Genomic DNA, 24,271 nt, shown 5'->3' with positions numbered 1-24,271 from the left:
GGACTGCATGCACTATTGGGACGGCCTAGCCGCCGTACCGGAGAATCCCGCACCCTCCGTGGTCACCATCGGGAACTTCGACGGGGTGCACCGTGGCCACCTCCAGGTCCTCGACCAGGTCGTCTCCGCCGCGCGCGGTTCCGGGGCGACCTCCGTGGCCATCACCTTCGACCCGCACCCCCGCGTGGTGCACCGGCCCAATGACCTCCAGGAGGCCATCACCGGCTACGAGGAGAAGGCCCGGCTGATCGAGCAGGCCGGCATCGACGCGATGCTGGTCATCCACTACACCCTCGAGTTCGCCCAGCAGAGCCCCGAGGAGTTCGTCAAGAACGTGATCGTGGACGCCGTCAACGCCACGGCGGTGGTGGTGGGCCGGGACGTGCGCTTCGGCTTCCGCAATTCCGGTGACTTCGGCACCATGGTGGAACTCGGCCGCACGTACGGCTTCGACGTCATCGACGTGGCCGACTTCGGGGAGGACCGCCGCTGTTCCTCCACCTGGATCCGCGAATCGCTGCGCGAGGGTGGGGTCCGCGAGGCCGCCGGTGTGCTGGGCCGCAACCACCGCGTGCACGGAGAGGTCGTCCACGGCTTCGCCCGGGGCCGCGAGCTGGGCTTCCCCACCGCCAACCTCTCCGACGAGGTCCAGGGCATGATCCCGGCCGACGGCGTCTACGCCGGCTGGCTCTTCGACGAGGCGCACCGGCGTTGGCCCGTCGCCATCTCGATCGGCTCCAACCCGACCTTCGAGGGGGTCTCCCGGGTGGTCGAGGCCCATGTCATCGACCGGCCGCAGGAGCAGGTCGAGGACTTCGACCTGTACGGCCAGTTCGTCACGATCGAGTTCGTGGAGCGGCTGCGCGGCATGGTCGCGTTCGAGGGCATCCCCAAGCTCGTCGAGCAGATGACCCAGGACGTCGACCGCACGCGGGAAGTCCTCGCCGCGGTGCCGGCGGACCCCCGTCCGTGACCGTCCGGTGACACGTCCCGTCCCGAACCGGCCCGGTGGGGACCCCCGGCTCGACAGCGCCTCCCGCCATAGCTTCGGGGCCGCCTTCACCACCGGGGGAGAGCACTACCACGCGGTGCGGCCCTCCTACCCGGCGCAGACCGTCGACTTCATGGTCCCGGCCGGCGCCCGCACCGCCGTGGACCTCGGCGCCGGCACCGGCCTCTTCACCCGGCTGCTGGCGGACCGGGGACTCGAGGTCACCGCCGTGGACCCCTCGGCCTCCATGCTGGAACCGCTGCGGCGCGCGGTGCCCTCCGCCGCCGTCGTGCAGGCCGCCGCGGAGCACACGGGACTGGAGTCCGGCGGTTTCGACCTGGTCACGAGCGCGCAGGCGTGGCACTGGATCGACCCGGACGCCGGCTCGGCGGAGGCCGCGCGGCTGCTGCGCCCCGGCGGGACGCTGGCCCTGGTGTGGAACCAACTGGACACCTCCGTGCCCTGGGTCCACCGGCTCACCCGGATCATGCATGCCGGCGACGTCCATGCGGCCGGCTCCGGCCGGCCGCAGCGGCGCACACGCGCGCCCTTCGGAGCTGAGGAGCACCACGAGGTGCACTGGACGGACCGCACGACGCCGGCCGGCCTCCATGCGCTGATGGCGTCCCGTTCGTATTGGCTCCGCTCGGGCGAGCACATCCACGCGCGGATGACCGCCAACCTCGGGTGGTACCTGCACGAACACCTGGGATTCGCGCCGGACGAGACGATCGAACTGCCGTACCTGACGCTCGCGCTGCGTACGCGACGGGGCTGAGGGCACCCGGACTGCTAGACTGGGTTGTTGGTGCCCGCTGCAGTCCGCGGTGGCGGGATCCACCATTTCTGATCGCGGCACAACTCATAAGGAGTTCGCGTGGCACTCGACCCCGCCGTCAAGCAGGACATCATGAAGGAATACGCCACCCACGAGGGCGACACCGGTTCCCCGGAAGTGCAGGTTGCTGTGCTGTCCCGTCGCATCCTGGACCTGACGGAACACCTGAAGTCCCACAAGCACGACCACCACACCCGCCGTGGCCTGATGGCCCTGGTCGGTCGCCGTCGTCGTATGCTCGGATACCTCGAGCGCACCGACATCGAGCGCTACCGCTCGCTGATCGGGCGCCTCGGCCTGCGTAAGTGACATCCTGACTTCAGGCGGCGTCCCGCGTGTGGGGTTTCCCCCTTCGGGCCGCCGCCTTTAGTCTGGTCCGGGAGGGTCACCCGATGTGACCGTCCCTGCTGCACACCAGTCAGCACACCCATCAAGCCCGTCACGTCCATCCATTCGCGGTCCTCGACAGTGGCTTCCGGAACCTCACGACCATCGTGTCCGAGCGTCCGGAGGCTTCGATCGAAGACCGGGTGGTGACGCGGCGGGCCGCGAAGAAAGGACACCCACCCATGGAGGGTCCCGAGATCAAGTTCGCCGAAGCCGTCATCGACAACGGCACCTACGGCCAGCGCGTCGTGCGCTTCGAAACCGGCCGTCTGGCCCAGCAGGCCGCCGGCGCGGCCATGGTCTACATCGACGAGGAGACCTCGATGCTGTCGGCCACGACCGTCGGCAAGTCCCCGCGTGAAGGCTTCGACTTCTTCCCGCTGACCGTGGACGTCGAGGAGCGCATGTACGCTGCCGGCCGCATCCCCGGTTCGTTCTTCCGCCGTGAGGGCCGCCCGTCCACGGACGCCGTGCTCACCTGCCGCCTGATCGACCGCCCGCTGCGCCCCGCCTTCACCAAGGGCATCCGCAACGAGGTCCAGGTCGTCGTGACCGTCACCTCGATCGCCCCGGACGAGGTCTACGACACGGTGGCCATCAATGCCGCCTCGATGTCCACCCAGCTCTCCGGCCTGCCGTTCTCCGGTCCGATCGGCGGCGTGCGCGTGGCCCTGATCGACGACGGCACCGGCAACCGCCAGTGGGTCGCCTTCCCGAAGCACTCCCAGTTGAAGAACGCCGTGTTCAACATGGCCGTGGCCGGCCGTGTGGCCGGGGACGACATCGCCGTGATGATGGTCGAGGCCGAGGCCACCCCGGACTCCTGGAACCTGATCAAGGAACAGGGCGCCACCGCTCCGACCGAGGAGATCGTGGCCGAGGGCCTCGAGGCTGCCAAGCCGTTCATCAAGGCCCTCTGCGACGCCCAGGCCGACCTGGCCCAGCGCGCCGCGAAGGCCCCCGTCGAGATCCCGGTCTTCAAGGACTACGAGGACGACGCGTACGAGGCCGTGGAGCAGTTCGCCGCCGCCCGCCTGCAGGAGATCTACTCGATCGCCGACAAGCTGGAGCGCCAGAACACGGATGACGCCTACCGCGCCGAGGTCGTCGAGGCCCTGGCCGGCGAGGGCACCCAGTTCGAGCAGCGCCGCGGTGAGATCGCCAAGGCCTATGGTGCGGTGACCAAGAAGGCCGTGCGCCAGCAGATCCTGACCAACCAGGTCCGCATCGACGGCCGTGGCCTCACGGACATCCGCAAGCTGACCGCCGAGGTGGAGGTCCTGCCGCGCGTGCACGGTTCGGCCATCTTCGAGCGCGGCGAGACCCAGATCATGGGTGTCACCACGCTGAACATGCTGAAGATGGAACAGCAGATCGACTCGCTGGCCCCGGAGACGCGCAAGCGCTACCTGCACCACTACAACTTCCCGCCGTACTCCGTCGGCGAGACCGGCCGCGTGGGCTCGCCCAAGCGCCGCGAGATCGGCCACGGTGCCCTCGCCGAGCGTGCCATGGTCCCGGTGCTGCCGTCCCGCGAGGAGTTCCCCTACGCGATCCGCCAGGTCTCCGAGGCCCTGGGCTCCAACGGTTCCACCTCCATGGGCTCCGTCTGCGCCTCCACCCTGTCGATGCTGAACGCCGGTGTGCCCCTGAAGGCCGCCGTGGCCGGCATCGCCATGGGCCTGGTCTCGGACACCGTGGACGGTCAGACCCGCTACGCCGCCCTGACGGACATCCTCGGCGCCGAGGATGCCTTCGGCGACATGGACTTCAAGGTGGCCGGCACCTCCGAGTTCGTCACCGCGATCCAGCTGGACACCAAGCTCGACGGCATCCCGGCCTCCGTGCTGGCCGCCGCGCTGACCCAGGCCCGTGAGGCCCGCCTGCACATCCTGGGTGTCCTGAACGCCGCGATCGATGCCCCGGACGAGATGAGCCAGTACGCACCGCGCATCATCGCCGTCAAGATCCCGGTGGACAAGATCGGTGCGGTCATCGGCCCCAAGGGCGCCATGATCAACCAGATCCAGGACGACACGGGCGCGGACATCTCCATCGAGGACGACGGCACCGTGCTGATCGGCGCCACCGAGGGATCGGCAGCCGAGGCCGCCCGTTCCGCGGTCAACGCCATCGCCAACCCGCAGGTCCCCGAGGTCGGTGAGCGCTACCTCGGCACCGTGGTGAAGCTGACCACCTTCGGTGCGTTCGTGTCCCTCACCCCGGGCAAGGACGGTCTGCTGCACATCTCCGAGCTGCGCAAGATCAACGAGGGCAAGCGCGTCGAGGACGTCGAGGACGTCGTCGAGGTCGGCCAGAAGATCCAGGTCGAGATCACCAAGATCGATGACCGCGGCAAGCTGTCCCTGGCCCCCGTGGTCGAGGGCGGCGAGTCCGAGGACAACGAGTCGGAAGCCGTCTCGGACGCCGATGAGTCTGACAAGTCCGAGGAGAACTGATCTCCCGCTGATCGCCTGAAGGAGCTGACCCGTCAGCTCCACCGGCCCGTGGCCCGCACTTCGGTGCGGGCCACGGGTGGTTAAGGCCCCGGTGAGGCCGGCCGCGGCGGCGCTGGTAGTTTCGGAGACATGAGTCCTACGCTGCCGATTCCCGCTGATTTCACCGGAACCATCCAGGACGCCGGCCACGGCTCCGTGGTCCGGCGTTCCGTGCTTCCCGGCGGCGTCCGGGTCCTGACCGAGGCGATGCCGGACCAGCGCTCGGTCACCATCGGCTTCTGGATCGCCGTGGGCTCACGGGACGAGGCGGACGGCGGTTTCGGCTCCACCCATTTCCTGGAGCACCTGCTCTTCAAGGGCACCCCCACCCGGTCAGCCATGGACATCGCCACGGCGTTCGATCGCGTCGGCGGGGAGTCCAACGCCTCCACGGCCAAGGAGTCCACGTGCTACCACGCCAGGGTGCTGGACACCGACCTGCCGATGGCCATCGACGTCATCACGGACATGGTCACCTCCCCGCTGATCGAGCCTGAGGAACTCGAGACGGAACGCGGGGTTATCCTCGAGGAACTGGCCATGGATGCCGACGATCCGATCGACACCGCCCACGAGGCCCTGGCCGCGGCCCTGCTGGACGGGCATGAGCTGGGCCGTCCCATCGGCGGCACCGCCGAGACCATCAACGCCGTGACCCGCGAACGCGTGGTGGAGCACTACCGCCAGTGGTACCGCCCGGACGAACTGGTGGTGACCGCCGCCGGCGGCCTGGACCATGACGAGGTGTGCCGGCTCGTGGTCGAGGCGCTGGACCGCTCGGGCTGGGACCTGCCGGAGGGCGCTTCCCCGGCCCCGCGGCGCAGCCACGTGTACACGGGGGCGGGGATCTCCGAGGGGCTGCACCGGATCGCCCGGCCGGTCGAACAGTCCTCGATCCTCGTCGGCGGACGCTCCGTCCACTCCCTGGACCCCGACCGGTTCGCGCTGGCCCTGATGAACTCCACCCTGGGTGGAGGCATGAGCTCACGGTTGTTCCAGGAGATCCGGGAGAAGCGCGGCCTGGCCTACAACACCTACTCCTTCTCCGCCGCCTATTCGGACGTGGGCTACTTCGGCCTCTACGCCGGCTGCTCCCCGCAGAAGGCCGACTCCGTGGCCGAGCTCATGGTCTCGGAGCTGGAGCGCCTGGCCGAACACGGCATCACGGACGAGGAACTGGAGCGCGCCCGCGGCCAGCTCTCCGGCGGCACCGTGCTCGGGCTGGAGGACACCGGCTCCCGGATGTCCCGCCTGGGCCGGGCCGAACTGGTCACGGGCGAGTTCGTGGACCTGGACGGCGCGCTGGACCGGCTGCGCGCCGTGACGGCCGAGCAGGTGCAGTCGGTGGCCCAGCGCCTGGCCGCCTCCCCGCGGGCCACGATCATGGTCGGTCCGGACGTGTCGGCGGACGGACTCTCAGGAAGCTGAGCGTTTCCACGACGTTTCCATCCGCGTGTCCTGCGGGGAGTCGCTTGACTCGACGTGGTGTGTGCAACATTCTGGACGGCATCGACCTCTCACAGGCCGATCCGTCGCCCGAGGGGCCGGGCACCGCACCACGGACAGAAAGACCGGTTCACCGTCATGGATCAACTGCAAACAGTGCTGGACAACATCGGCTCGTTCGTCTGGGGTCCGTTCTTCCTCATCCCCCTGCTGTTGGGCACCGGCCTCTACCTGACCATCCGTCTGGGCTTCCTGCAGTTCCACAAGCTCTTTCCCGCCCTGAATCTGGGGATCATCCGCCGGCGGGATGCGGACACCGAGGGAGACATCTCCCAGTTCCAGGCCCTGACCACCGCCCTGGCCGCCACGGTCGGCACCGGGAACATCGTGGGTGTGGCCACGGCGATCGGCATCGGCGGGCCCGGTGCCCTGTTCTGGATGTGGGTCACGGGCCTGCTGGGCATGGCCTCGAAGTACTCCGAGGCGTACCTGGCCGTCCGGTTCCGCACCACCGACGAGGCCGGGGACAAGTCCGGCGGCCCGCAGTACTACCTGCAGAAGGCCATCAAGGGGCCCTTGGGCAAGACCCTGGCCCTGACCTTCGCCGTCTTCGCCTTCCTCGCCTCGTTCGGCATCGGCAACATGACCCAGGGCAACTCCATCGCGGCCAACGTCGAAGGCTCCTGGAATGTGGCCCCGTGGATCACCGGCATCATCCTGACCGTCATGACACTGCTGGTGCTGGTGGGCGGAATCAAGGCCATCGGCAAGGTCACCGCCGGATTCGTTCCCGTCATGATCGTGTTCTACGTGGCCGCCTCGCTCTATATCCTGATCGTCAACCTCGTGGACATTCCGGCCGCCTTCGCGCTCATCTTCACCGATGCCTTCACCGGCACGGCCGCGGTTGGGGGCTTCACCGGCTCGATCCTCATCATCGCCATCCAGTACGGCGTGGCCCGCGGTATGTTCTCCAATGAATCCGGGATGGGCTCGGCGGCGATCGCGGCGGCAGCGGCCCAGACGTCACACCCGGTCCGCCAGGGCCTGGTGTCCATGACCCAGACCTTCATCGACACGCTGATCGTGGTGACCTGCACCGGCCTGGTGATCATCACCACGGGGGCTTGGAACGTGATCGACGAGGCCACCGGTGAGCAGATCTCCGCGGCGCTGATGACCGGCGAGGCCTTCTCCCACGGCCTGCCCGGCGAATGGGGTCACTGGGTCGTCACCATCGGCCTGATCATGTTCGCCTTCTCCACCATCCTCGGATGGTCCTACTACGGTGAGCGCAACGTGGAACGCCTCTTCGGTCAGCGGCTCGTGATGCCCTACCGCGTGGTGTTCTCCCTCGTGGTGTTCGTGGGCTGCACCGTGCCGCTGTCCATTGTCTGGAGCTTCTCCGACATCATGAACGGCCTGATGGCGCTGCCGAACCTCATCGGCCTGCTCATCCTCTCCGGCCTGATCGCCCGGGAGACGAGGCACTACCTCAAGCACGATCCGAAGCTGGTGGCCAGCACGGCCGAGATCGAGGCCTTCATGGTGGACCGGCCGGGCTGGGCGGACTGGAAGTCCGGCAACGTGGTCGGCTCCTCCCGCACGCACACCGGGCGGGCGCCGGTGGAGTCCGTCCGAGACCGGGACTAGCGGAATCCCGCCGACGGCCCGCGCGGGCCGTCGGCGCCGGGGGCCTCCGGCGGCGCCTAAACTGGAGGTCATGACTGCGCCCGAGACCGAATCCCGCACCGTATCCCGCCCTGAACTCAACGCCGAGCCGATCCGGGTCGCCATCCTCGGAGCCACCGGCAAGATGGGCCGCTACGCTGTGGCGGCCGTGGGTGGAGCCCCGGATCTGGAGCTGGTGGCCGAGCTCGGCTCCCGGGATCCCGTCTCGGCCGCGCTCGACGCCGGCGCGAGCCACCTGCTGGACCTCACCGTCCCGCAGGTCTCCCCGGACAACGTGGCCTTCGCCGTCGCGCACGGCCTGCACGCCGTCGTCGGGACCTCCGGCTGGTCTGCCGAGCGCCGGGAGACGCTCGCGGGGCAGCTGGCGGCGCACCCGGAGGTGGGCGTGCTGATCGCCCCGAACTTCTCGGTCGGCTCCGTCCTGGCCAGCGCCTTCGCCGCGAAGGCCGCCCGTCACTTCCCCTCGGTGGAGATCATCGAGATGCACCACCCGGACAAGGTCGATGCGCCCTCCGGCACGGCGGTGCGCACCGCGGGACTGATCGCGGACGCCCGCAAGGCGGCCGGCGTCGGACCCGCGCCGGACGCGACCACCCATGATCCGGACGGCGCCCGTGGGGCCCTGGTGGACGGGATCCGCGTGCATGCCGTGCGACTGCGCGGACTGGAGGCCCACCAGGAGGTCCTGATGGGCGGGCCGGGGGAGCAGCTGGTGGTCCGCCACGACGCCTTCGACCGCGGGGCCTACATGCCCGGTGTCCTGCTGGGGCTGCGGACCGTGGCCTCCCGGCCCGGCCTGACCTACGGCCTGGACGCCTACCTGGACCTCGACTGAGCTGGACCGGAGACGATGAGAACCAAGATCGGAGTGGTGGCGGTCGCCGCCCTCATGCTGCTGTTCGCCGTGGTGGCGGTCGTGTCCGCCGTGAGCTTCCTGCAGGCACCCCAGCCCATCGCCAAGATCCTCGGCGTGGCCGTGCTCTGCGTGGTCGCCGTGGGAGTGTGGACGCTGTGGCGCGAGCTGCGCTTCGGTCTCACGATGGAGAAGATGGGCCGCACCCTGGAGGCCGAGGGCGGACTGCCCGAGGACAACCTGCCCCGCTCGGCTGCGGGGCGCATCGACCGCTCGGCCGCGGACGTCCAGTTCGAGACCTTCCGTGCCGAGGCCGAGGCCGCCCCGCAGGACTGGCGCTCCTGGTACCGGCTCTCGCTCGGCTACGACGCCTCCGGGGACCGCTCCCGGGCCCGGAAGGCCATGCGGGACGCGATGGCGCTGTACTCCGCCCGGTCCGGGAGCTGAGGACCCGGCTCTGATCGGGCCGTTCTCAACGGGCCGCGGGTGTGGCCAGGCGTGCCGCCCCTCGGTAGTGTGTGCGCAGCAGCACCGCACGCTGCCGGACAGGGAGGGCCTTTGGAACACGTCGCAGAACACCATCCGGACCACGAGCCACCGCACACCGAGTCACCACACGCCTCACAGCACGTCCCGGAGCAGGGCATCACCCTCCGGATCGATGGCACCGACCACGAACTGACCGTTGACACCCGCACCACCCTGCTGGACGCCCTGCGCGAACGCGCCGGCAACACCTCTCCCAAGAAGGGCTGCGACCACGGACAGTGCGGCTCCTGCACGGTCCTGCTGGACGGGCGCCGGCACCTGACCTGCCTGGCCCTGGCCGTGGCCTATGACGGCGCCGAGATCGTGACGGCCTCGGGACTCGCCGGTGACGGCGCGGGCGGGGCGGAGGGGGAGCTCCATCCCGTGCAACGGGCCTTCATTGCCCACGACGGATTCCAGTGCGGCTATTGCACCCCGGGCCAGGTCTGCTCGGTGGTCGGGATGCTGCAGGAGGCCGAGCAGGGCCACCCGAGCCACGTGACCCGGGACCTGGAGGCGGAGGTCGACCTCGACGACGACGAGATCCGCGAGCGGATGAGCGGCAACCTGTGCCGTTGCGGTGCCTATGTCGGCATCCTGGACGCGACACGCGAGGCGGCGGGCCGATGAGACAGCTGACCTACGAGGCTCCGGCCACCGCCGAGCAGGCCGTGGCCGCCGTGACCGGGGATCCGCAGGCGCGGTACCTGGGCGGCGGCACGAACCTGGTCGACCACCTCAAGCTCGGCGTGAGCACGCCCGGGCGGCTGGTGGACATCAGCAAGCTGCCACTGGACACGGTCGAGCAGACCGAAGCCGGGCTGCGGATCGGGACCAACGTCCGCAACAGCGACCTGGCCGCCCACCCGCTCGTACGCAGTGGCTGGCCCGGCGTCAGCCGCGCGCTGCTCGCCGGTGCCAATGGACAGATCCGCAACCAGGCCACCACCGGCGGCAACCTGCTGCAGCGCACCCGGTGCGTGTACTTCCAGGACATCACCACCCCGTGCAACAAACGGGAGCCGGGCAGTGGCTGTTCGGCGCTCGAGGGGTACGGCCGGTACAACGCCGTGCTCGGTGCCAGCGAGGCCTGCGTGGCCACCCACCCCTCGGACCTTGCCGTCGCCCTGACCGCTCTGGACGCCGTCGTCGTGGTCCTGGGACCCGAGGGCGAGCGGCAGGTCCCGATGGCGGACCTGCACACCCTGCCCGGGCACCACCCCGAGATCGAGACCACGCTGTCCCACGGTGAGCTGATCACCGCGGTCGAACTCCCGGCCACGCCGTTGGCCCGGCGCTCGACCTACGTCAAGACCCGCGACCGGGCCTCGTTCGCCTTCGCCCTCGTCTCGGTGGCCGCCGCGGTGACCCTCGACGACGATGGCACAGTCCGGGACGTGGCGCTGGCCTGGGGCGGGGTTGCGCACAAACCCTGGCGTGCCCGGCGGGCCGAGCAGGCACTCCGCGGGGAGCGGATCGATGAGGACAGCATCGACCGTGTTGTTTCCCAGGCAGTGGACGAGGAACTGCGGGACGCGGCCTTCGGCCAGGACACCGAATACAAACGCCCGCTGCTGCGGGGCGCCACGACGGCCGCCCTGTTCAGGCTCACCGGCGGGACCGACCGAGAGGGGCCACGATGACCGCTCAACCCGTACGGGCCGTGGCCATGGGCACCGCGATGGAGCGGGTCGACGCCCGGGAGAAGGTCACCGGCCGCGCTGCCTACGCCGTGGAACACGACGCCGAGGCAACAGCCGCGTCCGGCCGGTCTCCATTGCACTGCTGGCTGGTGACCTCGACCACCGCCAAGGGGCGGGTGCTGCGCGTGGACGCGAGCCAGGCCCTGGAGCACCCCGGAGTGGTGGCGGTGCTGGACCACACCACCGCACCGAGGCTGGCCACCACGGACAACCGTGAACTGGCCGTGCTGCAGGACGATCGGATCGGGTTCCGCGGTCAGATCGTGGCCCTGGTGCTGGCCGAGACGCCTGAGGCCGCCCGCGAGGCCGCCCGCCTGGTGCAGGTCCATCAGGAGGACGAGCCGGCGTCGGTGGTCCTGGAGGGTGCGGAGACCTACCGGCCCGAGACGGTCAATGCGGGCTTTCCGTCCGACACCGATGAGGGCGACGTCGAGGCGGCGCTGGCGGCAGCGCGGGTGCGGGTCGAACAGACCTACACCACCCCGCACGAGCACAACAACGCGATGGAGCCCCATGCGGCCACGGCCCTGTGGCACGAGGACACGCTGACGATGTGGGACTCCACCCAGGGCGTGCACAGCGTCGCCTCGACCCTGGCCCCGATGCTCGGCATCGACGCGGACCGGGTGCGCGTACAGGCGCCCTACGTCGGCGGCGGGTTCGGCAGCAAGGGGCTGCCCCACGGTCCGGAAATGGCCGTCGTCCTCGCCGCACGCTGGGCCGAGGGACGGCCGGTCAAACTGGCCGTGACCCGCCAGCAGATGTTCGCCCTCACCGGGTACCGCACCCAGACGGTCTCCCGCATCCGACTCGGGGCCGAACCGGACGGCCGGATCGTCGCCCTCGACCACGCGGTCGAGGTCCAGAGCTCCGCCGTCAAGGAATTCGTCGAGCAGGCCGCCGTCCCGGCACGGATGATGTATGCCGGTCGGCACCGGCGGACCAGCCACCGGGTGGCCGCACTCGACGTCGCTGTCCCGTCCTGGATGCGGGCACCGGGGGAGATGCCCGGCATGTACGCCCTCGAAGTGGCCATGGACGAGTTGGCGGTGGCGGCCGGCGTCGATCCCCTCGAGGTGCGCGAGCGCAACGAGCCCGAGGTCGACCCCGAGACCGGCAACCCGTTCAGCAACCGGCGGCTGGTGGAGTGCCTGCACCGCGGGGCGGAGCTCTTCGGGTGGGCCGACCGCCCCGCCGAGGCGCGTGCCACCCTCGACGGCGACTGGTGGGTGGGCACCGGCGTCGCGTCCTCGACCTATCCCGCCCACTTCTTCCCGGGCAACGCCGCCCGCATCGCCGCACTCGGCGGGGGGCGCTATGCCGTCTCCATCGGAGCGGTCGACATCGGCACCGGAGCCCGGACCGCCCTGCTGCAGATCGCCGCCGATGCCCTGGGCGTCGGGGTGGCCGACGTCGACCTGGCGATCGGCGACACGGACCTGCCGTTCGCCACCGTGGCCGGCGGGTCGTCCGGCACGGGTTCCTGGGGCACCGCCATCACCCAGGCCGCGCAGCAATTCCGCGCGGACCACGGCGAGGACCCGGACCCCGGGGTGGAGACCACCGCGACCGCCGAGTCCTACCCCGACGCGAAGCACCTGGCCATGCACTCCTTCGGCGCCGTGTTCGCCGAGGCACGGGTGCACCGCTGGACCGGTGAGGTGCGGATACCGAGGATGCTCGGCGTCTACTCGGTGGGCCGGGTGATCAACCCGACCACGGCGCGCTCGCAGTTCCTCGGCGGACTCGTCATGGGGCTCTCGGCCGCGTTGTTCGAGGAATCGGTGCGCGATCCCCGCTTCGGCCACGTCGTCACCCAAGACCTCGCCACCTACCACGTCGCCGCGCACGCGGACATCGGCGACCTGCAGGTCGAGTGGCTCGACGACGTCGACGAGCAGGCGACTCCCATGGGGTCCCGGGGGATCGGGGAGATCGGCATCGTCGGCACCTCCGCCGCCGTCGTCAACGCCACCTACCACGCCACCGGGATCCGGGTTCGAGACCTGCCCGCGACCGCCGACAAGTTCCTGTGAGCCCCACGCGTCCTCCGGTGGGCCCCGGGCCCGTCGCGGTGAGTGGCCCACCAGTGCCGGCAGGTCTGTCCTCGGGTGCCGCACCGGTGGTGGGCGTGCTGCTGGCCGCCGGTGCGGGCCGCCGTCTGGGCCGGGGGCCCAAGGCCCTGCTGTCCGTGGACGGGACGCCCCAGGTGGTCCGGATGGCGCGTGCCCTGCTGCGTGGCGGCTGTGACGCGGTGGTGGTGGTTCTCGGCGCCTCGGACGAGGAGGTACGGAGAATCCTCGACGGAGCGCTGACGGGGACCCCCGAAGGCCGGCGCGTGCGTACCGTGGTGAACGCGGACTGGGAGTCGGGGATGGGCTCGTCCTTCAGGCTCGGGATCGAGTCCGCCGATCGGCTGCTCGCCCCCTCCGGCCCCTCGTCCGGCTTGGTCGCGGTGGCCCTGGTGGACCAGCCCGACGTCGGCGAGGCCGTGGTGCGCCGCCTGCTGGCCACTGCCACCGCCTCCACCACAGCCCAGGCCATCGGCCCTCGGGTGACGGCCGCCGGGTACCCGGATGCACAGGGGCGGCTGGTCCGCAGTCACCCCTTGGTCTTCCCCCGGCCCTGGGCCCGGGAGGCGGCCGCCCTGGCAGCGGGGGACGCGGCCGGACGGGTCTGGCTGCGCAGCCACCCGGAGGTGGTGGACGTCGTGGACGTGGGGCAGCTGGCCACGGGCCGCGACGTGGACACCCCGCGGGACCTCGACGGGCTCAGCCGGGGAACGGAGGCCGATGTCCGAGCGTGACGACCTGTGGCAGCGGATGGCCCCGGTCCTCGACGGTGACGCCGGCTTCGTGCTGGCCACCGTGGTCTCCACCTCCTCCAGTGCGCCGAGACCGGTGGGGACACAGATGGCCATCCTGGACGACGGCACGGTCATCGGCAGCCTGTCCGGAGGATGCATCGAGGCGGACGTCTACGCCCACGCCCAAGAGGTGGCGACCACGGGCCGGGCGCTGGTCCGTGACTACGGCTACAGCGACGGTGCGGCGCTCGACATCGGGCTGACCTGTGGCGGCTCGCTCCGGGTCTTCCTCGAACGCGTCGCCCCGGCGGATCTGGACTTCTTCCGCGTCCTCGCCGACGCCCTGCGCTCCGGTGAACCGGTCGCCACCGTCACGGCGCTGCCGGGACCGGACGCCGGGTGGCGCGGTCACGTGACGGAGACGGACTCCGGAACGGAGCCTGACCGGCGCCTCCACGAGGCCGCCGCATTGCTGAGGGAGTCTCGCTCCGGCGTCGTGACCGTCCCGAGCCCCGCCGGCGGCCCGTCCTCCGACTATGCCGTCCGCAGCTTCACGGCGCCGGCGCACCTCGTGGTCTTCGGCTCGAACGCGTTCGCCGCGTCCCTGGCCCGGTTGGCCGCGGACGTGGGCTACCGGGTGACCGTCTGCGACGCCCGGGCGGCGTTCGCCACCCGGGAGCGGTTCCCTGAGGCGGATGAGGTCGTCGTGCGTTGGCCCCACGAGTACCTGGACGAGTTGCACGTCGATCACCGCACGGTCCTCTGCGCACTGACGCATGACCCGAAGTTCGACGACCCGCTGGTGGCGAAGGCCCTGCGCTCGCCGGCCGCCTTCGTCGGGGCCATGGGATCGCGGCGCACCAGCCGGGAACGTGAGGAGCGACTGCGGGACCTGGGGCTGAGCGAGCAGGAACTGGCGCGGTTGCATGCGCCCTTGGGCCTGGACCTCGGGGCGGGGACCCCGCAGGAGACCGCGGTGTCCATGATGGCCGAGATCATCTCCGCCCGGCGGTCGGGGACGAACCTGCCCCTGGCCCAGGTGAGCGGCCCCCTGCACCGTGAACGGTGAATCCCGGGGCGTCAGGGGCGCAGTGCGTCAGGGTTTCGGCCCGGCCAACGTGCCGGAGACGGTTGCGACGAGCCATTCCAGCGGGCCCCTCCAGCCGAATCCGCGCCACAGGGTCCCCGCGACGAGGCAACCCACCCAGTAGGCCAGGAGCAGGCCGAGGCGGGGCCAGTCCGCCGTCGCCGTCTCGAAGACGTCCAACGCCACCAGGTGCCCCACGTACAGCGTGAGGGGCAGGGCGCCGGCACCGATCAACGGCATCAGGGGCCAGACGAGCACCCCGCGGGCGATCTGGGTCAACAGCAGACAGACGCCGAGCACCAGGGCGGAGGTGCCACAGGTCAACAGCAGGTCCAACGGCGCCCCGGAGTGGGGCGTGGCGAGCGTGAACCACACCGGAAGATGCTGCACCGACTCGGTGGACAGGCTCGCGCCGGTCAGCAGCTCGGCCCCGAGCGCACGCGTGCCGGCCCCCGTCCCGGTCGCGAGGGCCGAGGCCACCTCGGGCCACTGCTGCAGACCGCGCGAGAGGAGGAAGGCCACCGCGGCCAGGGCGGCGCCACCGGCGGCCAGGACGGCCGCCACCCGCATCCGGTCCAGCCGCAGCCGGCCGAGGAACAGGCCGAAGAGCACGTACCCGAACCACTGCAGCACGGGATAGTAGCCCGTGAACAGCAGGTCCCAGGCCAGCAGCCCGGGCTGGGAGACCAGGTCGATGAGGGTCGGGTTGGACCACAGTCGCCAGCCGTCCACATAGGCCGTGGACCCCACCGCCGACTGCATCGCCGCGGACAGCAGGCTCGCGAGCACGGGGGAGAGCAGCACCCAGCCGATCGCCCAGACGGCCAGGACGCGGGCCCCCAGGTGCAGGAAAGGCACCGCGATCAGGAACAGCAGTGCGTATTGGGCCAGGATGACGGCGACGTTCATGTCCAGGGAACCGCAGGCGAGGCCGAGGACGAACAGCAGCAGTGCGCGTATTGCCACCCGGCGGCGGTCCCAGCCGAGGAGGGGGCCGCGGTGGGGTGCGCCGGTCCGGCCCGCGCCGCCACTGAGCAGGGCCAGCCCGACGCCGGCCAGTGTGGCGAACAGGGCCGAGGACTTCCCAGCGAACACCAGCCCGACGACGGTCGGTTCCGTCCCGTCCGCGGACACCAGTCCGAGCAGATGGGTGGCGATCATGCCCAGCAGGGCCAGGCCCCGGGCCGCGTCCACACCGGGGATGCGACGCTGCACTGCCGTGGTTGCCGCCATGGGCCACTCCTTGTTCCCGATCCGTTCCTGGTTCGTACTTAGTTCGTTCTTGGTTCATTCGCCGTGTCAGCCCAGACTCTCGCCCTCCGGCTACCTGCCGGAGGCCATTCTCGCAGGTAGGCTGGAAGCCATGATCGAGACCCCTGCCGCGCGCTCCGCGAACACCTTCGGCACCGTTGTCCCCGCCATGGTCACCCCCTTCACGGCCGACGGCGGCCTGGACCTGGATTCGGCCCAGAGACTGGCGAACCACCTCGTGGACGAGGGCGCCGACGGGCTGGTCATCACCGGCACCACCGGCGAGACCTCGACCCTGCTGGACGAGGAGAACGTGGCCATGTTCGAGGCCGTGGTGGAGGCCGTGGGGGACCGCGCCAAGGTCATCGCCGGCACCGGCATGAATGACACGGGGCACTCGGTGCACCTGTCCCAGCTGGCCGCCAAGACCGGCGTCGACGGCCTGCTGCTGGTCACGCCGTACTACAACAAGCCCAACCAGGCCGGCATCCGGGCGCACTTCGAGACCATCGCCTCCGCCACCGACCTTCCGGTCATGCTCTACGACATCCCCGGGCGCTCGGTCATGCCGATCAACCCGGACACCATCATCGCGCTGGCCCAGCACCCCAACATTGCGGCCCTCAAGGACGCCAAGGGGGATTTCCAGTCCACCACCCTGGTGGCGGCGAACACGGACCTGGACATCTACTCGGGTGAGGACTCCCTGACCATGCCGCTCATGACCCTGGGTGCCGTGGGCGTGGTCTCCGTGACCGCCCACGTGGCCACGCGGCTGTACCGCCGGATGGTGGACGCCATGCTCGCCGGCGACCTGGCGGCGGCCCAGGCACTGCACTTCGAGCTGGATCCGTACCAGCGGGCGGTGATGACCCACATCCAGGGCGCGGTCTCCGCCAAGACGATTCTGAACTGGCAGGGCATCCTGCCGAACTCCGTGGTCCGCCTCCCGCTCGTGGAGGCCACCGAGGACGAGAAGACCATCATCCGTGCCGACCTCGCGGAGGCCGGACTCACCTTCTAGAAGGGACCGAACCCCATGGCACCAGGCTCCCGCCTGTCCACTCCACCCGCGCTGAAGCCCGGCACCTGCCGCATCGTCCCCCTCGGCGGCCTCGGCGAGGTGGGCCGCAACATGACCGTCTTCGAACTGGACGGCAAGATCCTCATCGTCGACTGCGGCGTGCTCTTCCCCGAGGAGCACCAGCCCGGCGTGGACCTGATCCTGCCGGACTTCAGCTATATCGAGGACCGCCTCGACGACGTGGTCGGAGTGGTGCTGACGCACGGCCACGAGGACCACATCGGCGCGGTGCCGTACCTGTTGCGCCTGAAGGCGGACATCCCCCTGATCGGCTCCACCTTGACCCTGGCCCTGATCGAGGCCAAGCTCGAGGAGCATCGGATCCGTCCGCTCACCCTCACCGTCACGGAGGGGGACACCGAGCACCTCGGCCCCTTCGAATGCGAGTTCGTGGCCGTCAACCACTCCATCCCGGACGCCCTCGCGGTGGCCATCAAGACGCCGGCCGGCACCATCCTGCACACCGGCGACTTCAAGATGGACCAGTTGCCGCTGGACGGCCGCATCACGGACCTGCGGGCCTTCGCCCGGCTGGGGGAGGACGGCGTGGACCTGTTCCTCACCGACTCCACCAATGCGGAGGTCCCCGGGTTCACCACCACGGAGAAGGAGATCGGCTCCGTCCTCGAGGGCCTGATGGCCCGGGCCAGCCAGCGCGTCATCGTGGCCTCGTTCGCCTCCCACGTGCACCGCATCCAGCAGGTCCTGGACGCCGCCCACCAGCACGGCCGCAAGGTCTGCTTCGTGGGACGGTCCATGGTCCGCAACATGGGCATCGCCGCCAAGCTCGGCTACCTCAAGGTGCCTGAGGGCATCCTGGTGGACCTCAAGCAGGTGGACCAACTGCCGGATGACCGGGTGGTACTGATGTGCACCGGCTCCCAGGGCGAGCCCATGGCCGCACTGTCCCGGATGGCCAACGGGGACCACCGCATCCAGCTCAATGCCGGCGATCTCGTCATCCTGGCCTCGTCCCTGATCCCGGGCAACGAGACCTCCGTGTTCCGGGTGGTCAACGGCCTGATGAAGCTCGGCGCCGAGGTGGTCCACAAGGGCATGGCCCAGGTCCACGTCTCCGGGCACGCGTCCCAGGGCGAGCTGCTCTACTGCTACAACATCGTCAAGCCCACCCACGTCATGCCGGTCCACGGGGAGACCCGCCACCTGATCGCCAACGGCAAGATCGCCGAGTCGACCGGGGTGCCGAGGGAGAACGTCCTGCTCACCGAGGACGGTTCCGTGGTGGACCTGACGGACGGCGCGGCGCGCGTGACCGGACAGGTGGAGTGCGGATTCGTCTATGTGGACGGTTCCTCGATCGGCGAGATCACCGACGCCGACCTCAAGGACCGCCAGGTGCTCGGCGAGGAGGGGTTCATCTCGATCATCTCCGTGGTCAACCGCCAGACCGGCACCATCGTCTCCGGCCCGGACATCCACGCCCGCGGCGTGGCGGAGGACGACTCGGTGTTCGACGAGGTCAAGCTCAAGATCGCCCGCGCCCTCGAGGAGGCCGTGCAGTCCAACGCGGATCACACCACACATCAGCTCCAGCAGGTGGTCCGCCGCGTCATCGGCACGTGGGTCAACCGCAAGCTGCGCCGCCGGCCGATGATCGTCCCGGTGGTCCTGGAGGCCTGAGGCACCGGAACCGTCGCCGGAACCCCTGTGTTGGTCACGGACAGCCTACGGGGACGCCGGTACCCTACGTAGCATGGCGACCCGTACTTCCCCGACGCGTTCGCAGTCCAGCCGGTCTTCGACCTCCACCGCCCGCAAGGGTGCGGAGCCGAAGTCGGCGAAGTCGTCTGCGCGCCCGTCCGGCTCCACCCAGCGCAACCGCAGCGCGCCCGAACCCGCCCCGCAGCCGGCGGGCAACCTGTTCGTGCGCGCGGCGCGCGGGTTCTGGATGGCCCTGGCCACGCCGATCGGCGCCGGCGTCCGCAAGGTCGGCCGCGACGCCAAGATCGATCCCGAGGACCGCCGTGACGGCACCGGTTTCTTCCTCGTGGCCCTCGCCCTCATCATCGGCTCGGTGGAATGGTGGGGCCTGCGCGGCACCCCGGGCTACGGCACCGTGGTCCACCATGTGGCCGCCGGCACCCTCGGCTGGGCGGCCCTGCTCTTCCCGGCCGTGCTGCTCATCATCGCGGTCCGGTACTTCCGCACGCCACAGGAGCACCGGGACAACGGCCGCATCTCGATCGGCCTGATGGTCATGCTGGTCGGCGCCGCCGGGATCGCCCACCTCGTGGCGGGCCTGCCCGCCGTGGCCGATTCCTTCGAGAACCTCCTGGCCGGGGGAGGCCTGGTCGGCTACCTCGCCACCACCCCGCTGGCCTCCCTGCTGACGCCATGGCCCGTGTGGGCCCTGATGGTCGTCCTCGTCCTCTTCGGCCTGCTGATCGTCACCGCCACCCCGGTGGGCCAGATTCCGCAGCGCACCCGGGACGCCTATGCCTGGCTCACCGGCCAGCCCGACGGCGGCGCGGCCACCGAGCGCCCGGACCGCACCGCCCGCGGTGCCCGAGAGAGCCGGGCCGACCGGGACGGAGAGGACGAGCACGATCAGTCCTACCTGACGCAGCACGAACGGAACCACGCCGGCAAGCCGGACAAGCAGAACAAGCAGGGCAAGAAGAAGCGCAAGGGCACCCGGCTCTTCGGGCGTGACGACGAACAGCCGACCGCGGTCCTGGACCAGAACGGTGACCCGGTCACCACCACGGAGGCCTACGAGACCGCCGTGATCGGCGATGCCGACGGGCATCCGGTCGAGCACCCTGACGCGGCCTCCGCGGCCACCCCCGCTGAGGCCGATTTCTCCGGCCCAGCCGTGCCGCCGGGTGTCCGGCGGCCGACCGCCGGGGAACTGGCCATCGCCCGCGTCAAGGAAGCCGCCGGCGTCGGACCCGATGCCCCGGCCGGGCCGGCGACCGAACCGATCGGCACTGTGCCGCCGGCAGCAGCACCGGCAGCGGCCGTGAAGGCGACCCCGGTGGCACGGCCGGCCGAGCTGCCCCCCATGCCGGCACGCTCGGAGCAGCTGCACCTGGGCGGGGACATCACGTACACGCTGCCGGACTCGGCCCTGCTTCCGGCCGGTCCGCCGCACAAGGACCGTACCGAGGCCAATGACGCCGTGGTGGCCGCCCTGACCTCCACGCTGGACCAGTTCAAGGTCGACGCCGAGGTCACCGGATTCTCCCGCGGCCCCACGGTCACCCGCTACGAGATCGAGCTCGCCCCGGGCACCAAGGTGGAGAAGGTCACGGCGCTGTCCAAGAACATCTCCTACGCCGTGGCGTCCTCGGACGTGCGCATCCTCTCGCCGATCCCGGGCAAGTCCGCCATCGGCATCGAGATCCCGAACGCGGACAAGGAGGTTGTCGCCCTGGGTGACGTGCTGCGTTCCAATGCCGCGCGCAAGACCGACCACCCGATGGTGATGGGCGTCGGCAAGGACGTCGAGGGTGGCTTCGTCATGGCCAACCTCGCCAAGATGCCGCACATGCTCGTGGCCGGTGCCACCGGTGCCGGCAAGTCCTCGTTCGTGAACTCGATGATCACCTCGATCCTCATGCGATCCACCCCGGACGAGGTCCGCATGGTCATGGTGGACCCCAAGCGCGTGGAACTCACCGCGTACGAGGGTGTCCCGCACCTGGTCACCCCGATCATCACGAGCCCGAAGAAGGCCGCGGAGGCCCTGCAGTGGGTCGTGCGCGAGATGGACACGCGCTATGACGACCTGGCGGCCTTCGGCTACAAGCACGTGGACGACTTCAACAAGGCGATCCGGGCCGGCAAGGTCAACCTCCCGCCGGACTCCAAGCGCGTGCTCAAGCCCTACCCGTACCTGCTGGTGATCGTGGATGAGCTCGCGGACCTGATGATGGTCGCCCCGCGGGACGTCGAGGACGCCATCGTCCGCATCACGCAGCTCGCCCGTGCCGCCGGCATCCACCTGGTGCTGGCCACCCAGCGGCCCTCGGTGGATGTGGTCACCGGCCTCATCAAGGCCAACGTGCCCTCCCGCATGGCCTTCGCCACCTCATCCGTCACGGACTCCCGCGTGGTCCTGGACCAGCCCGGTGCCGAGAAACTGCTCGGCCAGGGTGACGCCCTGTTCCTGCCGATGGGCAAGTCCAAGCCGATGCGCGTCCAGGGGGCCTGGGTCAACGAGTCCGAGATCCACGCGGTCGTGGAGCACGTCAAGACCCAGATGACCGCGCAGTACCGCCAGGATGTGGTCCCGGAGAAGGTCGAGAAGGTCATCGACGAGGACATCGGCGACGACATGGACCTGCTGCTGCAGGCCACCGAGCTCGTGGTGACGACCCAGTTCGGCTCCACCTCGATGCTCCAGCGCAAGCTGCGCGTCGGCTTCGCGAAGGCCGGCCGGCTCATGGACCTGATGGAGTCCCGCGGCGTCGTCGGCCCCTCGGAGGGCTCGAAGGCCCGCGACGTGCTGGTGAAGCCGGATGACCTGGCAGACCTGCTGGCCACCATCCGTGGTGACGGCCCGCCGGCCGCGGCCCCGAGCGAGGACGCGCCGGAGGCCTACGCCGAGGACGTGGTGCACGCGGACCAGGCCGACGCCACTGGCGCCTTGGACGGCTCAGACAGTTCCGATCACGTCAGCGGCTCGGGCAGCTCCGGTCAGCCGCGCGCCGCCTACCCGGAGATGCCCCAGCGTTCCGGCCAGGCCCCCTCCGATCAGGAACTGGTGCGCGGGTCCCTGCCTGCGGAGACCTCCGACCGGCAGGACCCGGACTACGGACGTGACCTGGTGGCAGACGATCTCGCCTCCCGTCCCGCGGCGGACGACTGGTACGACGAGGACGGTGGCGAGGACGGCGAGGGTTCCGAGGACGCGTGGCACCTCACCGGACGGTGAGATCCGTAGACTGCACGCATGAGTGAGAACTGGAACCTGCCCAACCTCCTGACGGCCGTCAGGATCGTCATGGTCCCGTTCTTCATCTGGGTGCTCGTGGCCGGAGGCCCCTCGGGCGAGGACTCGATGGTCCTGCGCTGGGTGGCCTTCGCCCTGTTCGCCGTGGCCATCTACACCGACAAGCTGGATGGCGACATCGCCCGGTCCCGGGGCCTGGTCACCAGCTTCGGCAAGATCGCCGATCCCATCGCGGACAAGCTCCTGACCGGCTCCGCCTTCATCGTGCTCTCCCTGCTGGGCGAGCTCTGGTGGTGGGTGACCGTGTTGATCCTCGTCCGCGAGTGGGGCATCACGCTGATGCGCCTGATGGTGCTGAAATACGGCGTCATGCCGGCCTCCAGGGGCGGCAAGCTCAAGACCGTGCTCCAGGCCGCGGCCCTGCTGTGGCTGTTGGCCCCCCTGGGCCCGGTGCTGGGGGACTGGTGGCTGTGGGCCGGTTGGATCCTGATGGCCGCCGCCCTCGTGGTCACCCTCATCACCGGCGCCGACTACGTCCTCAAGGGCCTGCGGCTGCGTCGGGACTCCCTCGCCGGCGAGTCCAGCCGTGATTGAGCCGGCTGGCCGGGTGGAACGTGAAGAGCCGATGGAACCGGCCGAGCGGGTCGATGCGGAGAACCTGCCGGCCGCCGTCGTGCAACTGTTGATCCGCCGGGACCTGACGGTGGCCACCGCGGAATCACTGACCGCCGGACTGCTGGCGGCCACGCTGGCCGACGTGCCCGGGGCCTCCGGGACGCTGCAGGGCGGCGTGGTGGCGTACCAGAACCACGTCAAGGAGCGGCTGCTCGGCGTGGACCCGGCCCTGCTGGCCCGGGCCGGCGCCGTGGACGCCGAGGTGGCCCGGCAGATGGCCGAGGGTGCCCGCCGTGTGACGGGCGCCGACGTCGGGATCTCCACGACCGGCGTGGCCGGGCCGGAGGCACACCAGGGCAAGCCGGTGGGCACGGTCTATGTGGGGCTGGCCGGGATGCCGGGCCACGCGGAGCCGGAGGCCGTACTGTTGCACCTCAAGGGCGACCGGGAAGCGATCCGGCGGGACACGGTCCGCCGGGGATTGCAGATGATGCAGGCGCGTCTGACCGGGTGGACATGACATTTGCGTCACGGAATGCGAGGGATGCGTCGGCACGCTTGCCTCCGGGTCCGGGGTTGTCGGTAGGCTGGGACCACGCCGCGCAGTCAGCTGGGAATCGGCTGGGAATCCAGCTGATGGGCGGTCGGAACGGGAACAAATACCGGCCCGGCCACCGTTGTACCCACCAGTTGGCCTGATCGGCCACTCCCAGTACCCACTCAGGAGAAGACAGTAGACATGATGAAGCATCCGGTAACCGTCAACGGCATCACCCGTTGGCTGGAGACCGGGGAAAACGTCCCAACCGACTCCCTCGAGACCAAGGAGCACGCCGTGCCAGTCCTTCGCCAGGAAATCGGAGACGTCCTGCGTGACGTCCGCCAGCGCCAGCGCCGCACGCTCCGCGAGGTCTCCCACCATGCGCGAGTCTCCCTCGGCTACCTGTCCGAGGTCGAGCGCGGACAGAAGGAAGCCTCCTCGGAGCTGTTGTCCTCCATCTGCGGCGCCCTGAACGTGCCCATGTCCCTGATGCTGCGCGAGGTCTCCGACCGCATCGCCCTCCAAGAGGGTGTGCACATCCCGGACACCGTCCCCGTTGACCTCGAGAGCAGCTTCGCCCCCGAGGAGTTCGGTGCCCGCATCCCGGACGAGGTCCCGGACGACTTCGGCCAGCTCGCCGGCAGCCACTGACCAAGACCGCAGCGCAGGACCGCAGACCCTCAGGGCTGCGGTCCTGTTGCTGTGCGCGGACGGAAGGGTCCCGAGATGAAGCACAGTGAGTTCCGCCGGTTGATGGACGACGAGTTCGGCCCCGGCAACGCCGGTGTGATCGCCGCGACCCTCGTGCTGCCCTCCCTCCTGGAGACCGCAGACCGGGCCCTCGAGGCGGGCGTGGACCCGCGGCGCGTGTGGCTCGACGTCTGCGACCTGCAGGGCGTCCCCGAGGGACGCCGCCTCGGCCGTGACCTCCCGGTGCGGGACCGCGCCCAGGACTGAGTCCGGGGCTGATCCGGGACGACTCTGAGGACACGCCGGGTCCGAGCTCTTCGAAAACATCTTCGAACAGCGGTAG

General features: G+C 70.2%; 21 protein-coding genes. 20 read left to right on the top strand and 1 reads right to left on the bottom strand.

Annotation, left to right across the window (positions count from 1 at the left end; genetic code table 11):
- The first annotated feature begins 7 nt into the window (after positions 1 to 7).
- The 13 genes from ACFFIO_RS09960 (at position 8) to ACFFIO_RS09900 (ending at position 14,811) form a co-directional block, all read left to right on the top strand.
- Positions 8 to 973 carry a bifunctional riboflavin kinase/FAD synthetase gene (locus ACFFIO_RS09960; protein ID WP_378041440.1) on the top strand — a complete coding sequence of 322 codons (966 nt, stop codon included), beginning with the start codon at positions 8 to 10 and terminating at the stop codon, positions 971 to 973.
- Between the two features lie 7 nt (positions 974 to 980).
- The gene (locus ACFFIO_RS09955) at positions 981 to 1,769 is read left to right on the top strand and encodes a class I SAM-dependent methyltransferase (RefSeq protein ID WP_378041439.1); all 789 of its coding nucleotides are present in this window, start codon (positions 981 to 983) and stop codon (positions 1,767 to 1,769) included.
- 99 nt (positions 1,770 to 1,868) lie between these two features.
- Positions 1,869 to 2,138 (top strand): 30S ribosomal protein S15, encoded by a 270-nt coding sequence (rpsO, locus tag ACFFIO_RS09950; protein WP_115930821.1) that lies wholly within the window; start codon positions 1,869 to 1,871, stop codon positions 2,136 to 2,138.
- A gap of 260 nt (positions 2,139 to 2,398) precedes the next feature.
- The gene (locus tag ACFFIO_RS09945; RefSeq protein ID WP_378041437.1) at positions 2,399 to 4,675 is read left to right on the top strand and encodes a polyribonucleotide nucleotidyltransferase; all 2,277 of its coding nucleotides are present in this window, start codon (positions 2,399 to 2,401) and stop codon (positions 4,673 to 4,675) included.
- Between the two features lie 129 nt (positions 4,676 to 4,804).
- Positions 4,805 to 6,142 (top strand): M16 family metallopeptidase, encoded by a 1,338-nt coding sequence (locus ACFFIO_RS09940; RefSeq protein WP_378041435.1) that lies wholly within the window; start codon positions 4,805 to 4,807, stop codon positions 6,140 to 6,142.
- Positions 6,143 to 6,298: 156 nt separating this feature from the next.
- Positions 6,299 to 7,813 carry an alanine/glycine:cation symporter family protein gene (locus ACFFIO_RS09935; protein WP_378041434.1) on the top strand — a complete coding sequence of 505 codons (1,515 nt, stop codon included), beginning with the start codon at positions 6,299 to 6,301 and terminating at the stop codon, positions 7,811 to 7,813.
- A gap of 70 nt (positions 7,814 to 7,883) precedes the next feature.
- On the top strand, positions 7,884 to 8,687 hold the full coding sequence (gene dapB / locus ACFFIO_RS09930; RefSeq protein ID WP_378041432.1) for a 4-hydroxy-tetrahydrodipicolinate reductase: 804 nt from the start codon (positions 7,884 to 7,886) through the stop codon (positions 8,685 to 8,687).
- 15 nt (positions 8,688 to 8,702) lie between these two features.
- A complete protein-coding gene (locus ACFFIO_RS09925) occupies positions 8,703 to 9,152 on the top strand; it encodes a hypothetical protein (RefSeq protein WP_378041430.1) in 450 nt (149 codons plus the stop codon).
- Between the two features lie 198 nt (positions 9,153 to 9,350).
- Complete coding sequence (locus tag ACFFIO_RS09920; protein WP_378041579.1) at positions 9,351 to 9,863, top strand: 2Fe-2S iron-sulfur cluster-binding protein; 513 nt, start codon at positions 9,351 to 9,353, stop codon at positions 9,861 to 9,863.
- Positions 9,860 to 10,876, top strand: a complete 1,017-nt coding sequence (locus tag ACFFIO_RS09915) for an FAD binding domain-containing protein (RefSeq protein ID WP_378041429.1) — start codon at positions 9,860 to 9,862, stop codon at positions 10,874 to 10,876. The genes ACFFIO_RS09920 and ACFFIO_RS09915 overlap by 4 nt, the downstream gene beginning before the upstream one ends.
- Positions 10,873 to 12,972 (top strand): xanthine dehydrogenase family protein molybdopterin-binding subunit, encoded by a 2,100-nt coding sequence (locus ACFFIO_RS09910; protein ID WP_378041427.1) that lies wholly within the window; start codon positions 10,873 to 10,875, stop codon positions 12,970 to 12,972. Before ACFFIO_RS09915 ends, ACFFIO_RS09910 begins: the two co-directional genes overlap by 4 nt.
- Positions 12,973 to 13,025: 53 nt before the next feature.
- Entirely contained in the window at positions 13,026 to 13,742 is a 717-nt protein-coding gene (locus ACFFIO_RS09905; RefSeq protein WP_378041425.1) for a nucleotidyltransferase family protein, read from the top strand.
- Positions 13,729 to 14,811: an XdhC family protein gene (locus tag ACFFIO_RS09900; protein WP_378041424.1), complete on the top strand. Its 1,083-nt coding sequence runs from the start codon at positions 13,729 to 13,731 to the stop codon at positions 14,809 to 14,811. Before ACFFIO_RS09905 ends, ACFFIO_RS09900 begins: the two co-directional genes overlap by 14 nt.
- A gap of 27 nt (positions 14,812 to 14,838) precedes the next feature.
- On the opposite strand, the gene ACFFIO_RS09895 is transcribed toward ACFFIO_RS09900, so the two are convergent.
- Positions 14,839 to 16,062 (bottom strand): heparan-alpha-glucosaminide N-acetyltransferase domain-containing protein, encoded by a 1,224-nt coding sequence (locus ACFFIO_RS09895; RefSeq protein WP_378041422.1) that lies wholly within the window; start codon positions 16,060 to 16,062, stop codon positions 14,839 to 14,841.
- 130 nt (positions 16,063 to 16,192) lie between these two features.
- Here ACFFIO_RS09895 and dapA point away from each other — a divergent pair, with 130 nt between their 5' ends.
- The 7 genes from dapA (at position 16,193) to ACFFIO_RS09860 (ending at position 24,195) form a co-directional block, all read left to right on the top strand.
- Positions 16,193 to 17,104 (top strand): 4-hydroxy-tetrahydrodipicolinate synthase, encoded by a 912-nt coding sequence (gene dapA / locus ACFFIO_RS09890; RefSeq protein ID WP_378041420.1) that lies wholly within the window; start codon positions 16,193 to 16,195, stop codon positions 17,102 to 17,104.
- Positions 17,105 to 17,119: 15 nt separating this feature from the next.
- Positions 17,120 to 18,805, top strand: coding sequence for a ribonuclease J (locus ACFFIO_RS09885; protein ID WP_378041419.1), 1,686 nt, complete (start codon positions 17,120 to 17,122; stop codon positions 18,803 to 18,805).
- 73 nt (positions 18,806 to 18,878) lie between these two features.
- A complete protein-coding gene (locus ACFFIO_RS09880; RefSeq protein ID WP_378041417.1) occupies positions 18,879 to 22,064 on the top strand; it encodes an FtsK/SpoIIIE family DNA translocase in 3,186 nt (1,061 codons plus the stop codon).
- Positions 22,065 to 22,082: 18 nt separating this feature from the next.
- Positions 22,083 to 22,676 carry a CDP-diacylglycerol--glycerol-3-phosphate 3-phosphatidyltransferase gene (pgsA, locus tag ACFFIO_RS09875; RefSeq protein WP_378041415.1) on the top strand — a complete coding sequence of 198 codons (594 nt, stop codon included), beginning with the start codon at positions 22,083 to 22,085 and terminating at the stop codon, positions 22,674 to 22,676.
- Between the two features lie 31 nt (positions 22,677 to 22,707).
- Positions 22,708 to 23,217 carry a CinA family protein gene (locus ACFFIO_RS09870; protein ID WP_378041578.1) on the top strand — a complete coding sequence of 170 codons (510 nt, stop codon included), beginning with the start codon at positions 22,708 to 22,710 and terminating at the stop codon, positions 23,215 to 23,217.
- A gap of 219 nt (positions 23,218 to 23,436) precedes the next feature.
- The gene (locus tag ACFFIO_RS09865) at positions 23,437 to 23,889 is read left to right on the top strand and encodes a helix-turn-helix domain-containing protein (RefSeq protein ID WP_378041413.1); all 453 of its coding nucleotides are present in this window, start codon (positions 23,437 to 23,439) and stop codon (positions 23,887 to 23,889) included.
- 75 nt (positions 23,890 to 23,964) lie between these two features.
- Positions 23,965 to 24,195: a DUF3046 domain-containing protein gene (locus ACFFIO_RS09860; protein WP_378041411.1), complete on the top strand. Its 231-nt coding sequence runs from the start codon at positions 23,965 to 23,967 to the stop codon at positions 24,193 to 24,195.
- Positions 24,196 to 24,271: the final 76 nt, after the last annotated feature.

This window comes from Citricoccus parietis (genome assembly GCF_042433045.1).
GTDB classification, from domain to species: domain Bacteria; phylum Actinomycetota; class Actinomycetes; order Actinomycetales; family Micrococcaceae; genus Citricoccus; species Citricoccus parietis.
This window is presented reverse-complemented; position numbering and strand designations above follow the sequence as displayed.